Source organism: Plasticicumulans sp. (assembly GCF_035331805.1).
Lineage (GTDB): Bacteria > Pseudomonadota > Gammaproteobacteria > Competibacterales > Competibacteraceae > Plasticicumulans.
Genome location: NZ_DAOLKE010000020.1, coordinates 1 through 5899 on the forward strand (window position 1 = coordinate 1; position 5899 = coordinate 5899).

The following is a 5899-nucleotide window of genomic DNA, read 5'->3' on the forward strand; positions in this document are numbered from 1 at the left end:
TGGACGCGCGACCCCGAGGACGAGGTGCTCGCCGCCTGTGCGCGGCTCGGCTGCGGCTTCGTGCCCTACAGCCCGCTCGGGCGCGGCTTCCTGACCGGCGCGCTGCGCTCGCCCGAGGACTTCGCGCCCGACGACTACCGCCGGCACAGCCCGCGCTTCCAGGGCGAAAACTTCGCGCACAACCTGCGTCTGGTCGATGAAGTGCGCAGTCTGGCGGCGGCCCGCGGCGTGACGCCGGCGCAACTCGCGCTGGCCTGGGTGCTGGCGCAGGGGCCGCACATCGTGCCGATCTTCGGCACGACGCGCCCCGAAAACCTGCGCGCCAACCTGGCGGCCCTCGCCATCGAACTGGACGAGACCACGCGCCAGACGCTGGAACAGGTCTTCCCGCGCGCGGCCGCAGCCGGGCTGCGCTATCCGCAGGCGATGATGGGGCTGCTGAACGCCTGATCCGTGCGCCCGGCAGCACGGCGGTTATCCTGTACGCCCCCGCTCCGGAGCCCTTGCCAATGACCGCCGCCGATCACCCCTCCCCTGCCCTGCTCGCCTGGGAGATCTATCCCGAAGCCGGCGAGCAAGGCTGTTTCGTGTTCGCTGCCGACCGGCCGGCAGCGGTCGCGGCCGGAGCCGCCGAGCTTGGCATCGCGCCCGAGGCGGTCGAATCGGTGCTGCGCATGCCCGAGTTCGATGCCTTCGCCCCCGGCCCGATCCCGCTCGCGGCGCTGCTCGAACAGGGCTGCGAATACGAATGCCCGGTGTGCGGCTGCCGGATCGCGCAGGGCGCGCGCGACGGGCACGGCCGGGTGCTGTCGCCGGTCGAGGCCGGCGATCAGGTGTACTGCTCGGCCACGCACGCCGCGCAGGCGCGCCACGACTGAGGCAGGTTCAGCGCGCAAGCGCATCCAGCCCGCGCGCGAGATCGCGGCGGATGTCGGTCACGTCCTCCAGCCCGACCGACACGCGGATCAGGCCTTCGGTGATGCCGGCCGCGGCCTTCTGCTCGGCACTGAGCTTGCCGTGCGTCGTAGTCGCCGGGTGCGTGATCGTGCTCTTGGTGTCGCCGAGGTTGCCGGTGATCGAGATCATGCGCACCGCGTCGATCACCGACCACGCCGCCGCCCGGCCACCCTCGAGTTCGAAGCTCAGCACGCCGCCGAAGCCCGACTGCTGGCGGCGGGCCAGCGCGTGCTGCGGGTGGGTTTCGAGGCCGGGATAGTTGACGCGCGCCACCGCCGGGTGCACGGCCAGCCACTGCGCGAGTTCGAGCGCGGCGGCCGAATGCGCGCGCATCCTGAGCGGCAGGGTTTCCAGCCCCTTCAGGAACACCCAGGCGTTGAACGGGCTCATGGTCGGGCCGGCGTTGCGCAGGAAGGTGAAGATGTCCTTCTCGATCAGCGCCTTGCTGCCGACCACGGCGCCACCGACGCAGCGCCCCTGGCCGTCGATGTACTTGGTCGCCGAATGCACGACCACGTCGGCCCCGAGCGCCAGCGGCTGCTGCTGCGCCGGCGTGCAGAAGCAGTTGTCGACGACGAGCAGCGCACCGTGGCCGTGGGCGATGTCGGCGAGTTCGCGGATGTCGGCCAGCTCCATCAGCGGGTTCGACGGCGTTTCCAGGTACAGCACCTTCGTCTCGGGGCGCAGCGCCGCGCGCCAGGCCGCAGTGTCCGACAGCGGCACGTAGGTGGTGGCAACGCCGAAGCGGGCGAGGAAGTTGTTCAGCAGCGCCGTGGTGTTGCCGAATACGTCGCGCGAGCAGACGACGTGGTCGCCCTGCTTCAGCAGGCCCATGCACGCGGTCAGCACCGCCGCCATGCCTGAACTGGTGGCCACGCAGGCCTCGCCGCCTTCGAGCGCCGCGAGCCGCTGCTCGAACATGCGCACGGTCGGGTTCGTGAAGCGCGAATAGATGTTGCCCGGTTCCTCGCCGGCAAAGCGCGCGGCGGCCTGCGCGGCGCTGTCGAACACGTAGCTGGAGGTCGGGTAGATCGCCTCGGAGTGCTCGCCTTCGGCGCTGCGGCTCTGGCCGGCACGCACGGCCAGCGAGGCGAAGGCCAGCGCCGCATCGTCGGCGGCATCCGGAAGCTCGGGGATCAGGTCTGCGGTCATGCGCGTCGCTCCACGGTACGGGAGCGCAGCTTTACTGGCGCGCCCCCGGAAAAGTTGCGGCGGGCGACCGGGCCGCCCGCCCCGCGATCAGCTCGCGCTAAAGTCGGGTCCGGCCCGCGCTTTAGCGAGATTTGTAACGCGCCTGCAAGCTGCACAAATCGGCGCGCCGGACCGTCCCGGTCCGGGTGATGCACACGACGGCGAGGGCCGCCGCGGGTCCTGAGTCCGGCAAAGGCTGCGGACCGGGGCGCCAAGCTACCCGCCCGCACCGCCGCCGGCAAGCGCGGCGGCGGCCCGGCAGCAGGCGCTCAGGGAACGCTCAGTTGACGTTGTGCAGCTCCGGCACGCTGTGCTCCTCGGAGTCGCGCCCGGCCTTGGCGAGGTCATTGCGCTCGCGTTCGAGCTTGGCGAGGTACTGGCCGTCGATGTCGCCGGTCACGTACTCGCCGGTGAAACACGAGGTGTCGAACTGCGTGAGCTTCGGATTGGCGACGCGCACCGACGCGACCAGGTCGTCGAGATCCTGATAGACCAGCCGGTCGGCACCGATCGCCGCGGCGACATCGGCCTCGCTGCGCCCGGCGGCGATCAGTTCCTCGACCGCCGGCATGTCGATGCCGTAGACGTTCGGGAAGCGCACCGGCGGCGCGGCCGATGCGAAATAGACCCTGGCAGCCCCGGCCTCGCGCGCCATGCGGATGATCTCGCCCGAGGTCGTGCCGCGCACGATCGAGTCATCGACCAGCAGGACCTTCCGGTCCTTGAACTCGAACGGGATCGGGTTGAGCTTCTGCTTGACCGATTTCTTGCGCTGCTTCTGGCCGGGCATGATGAAGGTGCGCCCGATGTAGCGGTTCTTCATGAAGCCCTCGGCGAACTGCACGCCGAGGTGGTACGCGAGCGACAGCGCCGCGGTGCGGCTGGTGTCCGGGATCGGGATGACGACATCGATGTCGTGGTCCGGCCAGGTGTGCAGGATCTTGTCGGCGAGCTTCTCGCCCATCGCCAGCCGCGCCTGATGCACCGGCACATCGTCGATGATCGAATCGGGCCGCGCGAAGTACACATACTCGAAGATGCACGGCGAATGGCGCGGGGCCTCGGCGCACTGGCGCGTGAAGACCTGACCGTCGACGCTGACGAAGATCGCCTCGCCCGGTTCGAGGTCGCGCACGCGCCGGAAGCCGAGGCAGTCGAGCGCGACGCTCTCGGAGGCGATCAGCGTCTCGACGCCGTCCTCGGTCTCGCGCTGGCCGTAACAGAGCGGCCGGATGCCGTTCGGGTCACGGAACGCGACGACGCCGTAGCCGATGATCATCGCCACGGTCGCATAGGCGCCGCGTACGCGCTGGTGCAGGCGCCGGACGGCGCCGAAGACATCATCGGCCTCGACGCTGAGCCGGCCGTTGCGCGCCAGCTCGTGCGCGAACACGTTCAGCAGCACCTCGGAATCGGAATCGGTGTTCAGGTGCCGGCGGTCGCTGCGGAAGAGTTCCTCGCGCAGCCGGTGGGCATTGGTCAGGTTGCCGTTGTGCGCCATCGCGATGCCGAACGGCGAGTTCACGTAGAACGGCTGCGATTCGGCCGAATCCGAGCTGCCGGCGGTCGGGTAGCGCACGTGGCCGATGCCCATGCTGCCGAGCAGGCGCAGCATGTGGCGGGTGCGGATCACGTCGCGCACCAGACCGTTGTTCTTGCGCAGGTACAGCCGGCCGCCGTCGCAGGTCATCATGCCGGCGGCGTCCTGACCCCGGTGCTGCAGCACGGTCAGCCCGTCGAAGATCACCTGGTTGACCGGGCCGTGCCCGACGATGCCGATGATTCCGCACATGGTTGCTTACTCTCGGGCTGGGACGGCCGCACAGCCGCCGGTGGGGGGAATCATCGATCGCTCGGCGCCGGCGCTGCCTAGCGGAACACGACGCCGCTCGCCACTTCCGGCGGCAGCCAGCTGTGCAGGGTCTCGGCGAGCGGCAGGAAGTGCGGCAGCAGCATCGACTGCTGCCACCACGGATCGCGCACCAGCGCCGTGCGCGAGCCGAGCATCACGAGCAGCGCCACGATCGCCACGCCGCGCGCCAGCCCGAACAGCGAACCGACCATGCGATCGGTCGGCCCGAGGCCGGAACCATCGACCAGCTGACCGATCAGCAGGTTGACGATGCCGCCGACGAACAGCGTGCCGACGAACACGGTCGCGAAACCGATCAGCTGACGGATCGACGGCGTTTCCGGCAGCGTCACCCAGTGCGACAGCTGCGCCAGCGCCAGATCGGAAAAATTGAAGGCGAGGAAGAAGGCGAGCACCCAGGTGACGATCGAGATCACCTCGCGCACGAAGCCGCGCCAGAGGCTCAGCAGCATCGACAGGCCGATCAGGATCAGGATGGCGTAATCGGCCCAGTTCATCGTTTGCGGCACGCGGAGTTTCCGTGCCGGCTCGGGGCTGCCCGGCGAGGGCGCGGATTCTATCAGAGCGGCCGGCCCGTCCAAACCCGGATGCCTTCGGGGCCATGCGCAGCGATGTAAATCCGGCACGACAGCGCTGCAGCGGCGGCGTTTCGGACCGGCACAGCGCCATCGGCGGCAGGAACGGCAGTCGTATCGGCATCAGCATCCGAAGATTCCGGCAACCTCACGGACTGCCGAAATGCGGGTGCACCGCCTGCCCGACAAGACCGGTGCCGGAAACCCGGCCGGCATGGCTGCGATGCAGGCCGGTTCAGGCCGCTTCAGAGAGCGGTTCAGACGTAATGATCGACACCGCCGAGCAGCTTGCGCACCGGCAGCACGACTTCCGCGCCGCTCACGACGGCCGCCTCGTCCCGTCCGCTCATCCCGTCGTTTCGTCCGTTGCCGCGCCGATCGCCGGAGCCGGCCATGCTGCCGCCGTCCGGATTCGGCTGCTGTTGCTGCTGCTGCGATGCCTGGTCGCCGACGTGGCTCTGGCCGAGCTGCAGGCCCTGCGCGCCGAGCAGCTCGCGCAGCCGCGGCAGGCTCTGTTCGAGCGCCTCGCGCACCTGCGCATCGTGGGCATAGAAGCTGACGTGGGTCAGCGAGTCCTTCAGCTCCAGACGCAGCTCGACCGGGCCGAGCTGCGGCGGATTGACGCGCACGGTCGCCTGCGTGTCGCCGGTCTGCACGAGGTGCATCAGATGCTGGCCGAGCAGCGGTGCCCAGGCGCGCGGGTTGGCGACCGGCAGCGGGGCCTGCGGTGCCGGGACCGCCTGCGCGTCGCTGGCGGTCGCACCGCGCACGCCGGCCGGATTCAGGCCGGCATCGGCAGCGACCGGTGTCGTCGTGACCGAAGGCATCCCGGAAATCGAAGGCGACTGCCCGGCGTCGACCGGCGCGGCTTCCGCGGCCAGGACTTCCGCCAGCCCCGCCGCCACCGGCGCAGCCTGCACGGATGCTCCGGCTGCCGCCAGCGCCTGAGCGGCAATGCCGGACGCTGTGGCCTGTGACGCCGACGGATCACCGGCTGGCGCGGATCGGCGCATGGCGGCCGGCGACACCGTGATGATCGGCGCAGCACCGGTGTCCTGCGGATCAGCAGCGCCCGGCAGCGGCCCGGCAATGTCGGTGGCCGGCGCCGGACTGTCGGCACGGATGCTTGCGGCAGCCACAGACGACACTTCAACCGCGCCGGCTGATGGCGTGGACGCCGGAGTTGTCGCAGGCGCTGCAGCCGCCGAGGGCGCGGTGGAAGCCGCCGGCATTCCGAGCATCGAGACTGCGGCGGTTTCCGGCTCCGTTCCTCCCGACGCCTGCACATCCGGCATCGATGCAG

General features: G+C 70.1%; 6 protein-coding genes and 1 pseudogene. 3 read left to right on the top strand and 4 right to left on the bottom strand.

What is annotated here, in order from left to right; translation table 11 throughout:
* Both PKE44_RS02985 and PKE44_RS02990 read left to right on the top strand, forming a co-directional pair.
* On the top strand, window positions 1–450 hold a 450-nt coding region (locus PKE44_RS02985), incomplete at its 5' end, for an aldo/keto reductase (RefSeq protein ID WP_324548183.1).
* A gap of 59 nt (window positions 451–509) precedes the next feature.
* Complete coding sequence (locus PKE44_RS02990; protein ID WP_324548184.1) at window positions 510–878, top strand: hypothetical protein; 369 nt, start codon at window positions 510–512, stop codon at window positions 876–878.
* Window positions 879–885: 7 nt separating this feature from the next.
* Here the strand turns inward: PKE44_RS02990 and PKE44_RS02995 are convergent, their stop codons facing one another.
* The 4 genes from PKE44_RS02995 to PKE44_RS03010 all read right to left on the bottom strand — a co-directional run bounded on the left by PKE44_RS02995 (window position 886) and on the right by PKE44_RS03010 (window position 5516).
* On the bottom strand, window positions 886–2109 hold the full coding sequence (locus PKE44_RS02995; protein WP_324548185.1) for an O-succinylhomoserine sulfhydrylase: 1224 nt from the start codon (window positions 2107–2109) through the stop codon (window positions 886–888).
* A gap of 319 nt (window positions 2110–2428) precedes the next feature.
* Window positions 2429–3940, bottom strand: coding sequence for an amidophosphoribosyltransferase (purF, locus tag PKE44_RS03000; RefSeq protein WP_324548186.1), 1512 nt, complete (start codon window positions 3938–3940; stop codon window positions 2429–2431).
* Window positions 3941–4017: 77 nt separating this feature from the next.
* The gene (locus PKE44_RS03005; protein WP_324548187.1) at window positions 4018–4530 is read right to left on the bottom strand and encodes a CvpA family protein; all 513 of its coding nucleotides are present in this window, start codon (window positions 4528–4530) and stop codon (window positions 4018–4020) included.
* 323 nt (window positions 4531–4853) lie between these two features.
* Entirely contained in the window at window positions 4854–5516 is a 663-nt protein-coding gene (locus tag PKE44_RS03010; protein ID WP_324548188.1) for a flagellar hook-length control protein FliK, read from the bottom strand.
* A gap of 91 nt (window positions 5517–5607) precedes the next feature.
* On the opposite strand from PKE44_RS03010, the pseudogene PKE44_RS03015 reads away from it, so the two are divergent.
* Window positions 5608–5899, top strand: a pseudogene (locus tag PKE44_RS03015) (hypothetical protein); the annotation flags it as partial.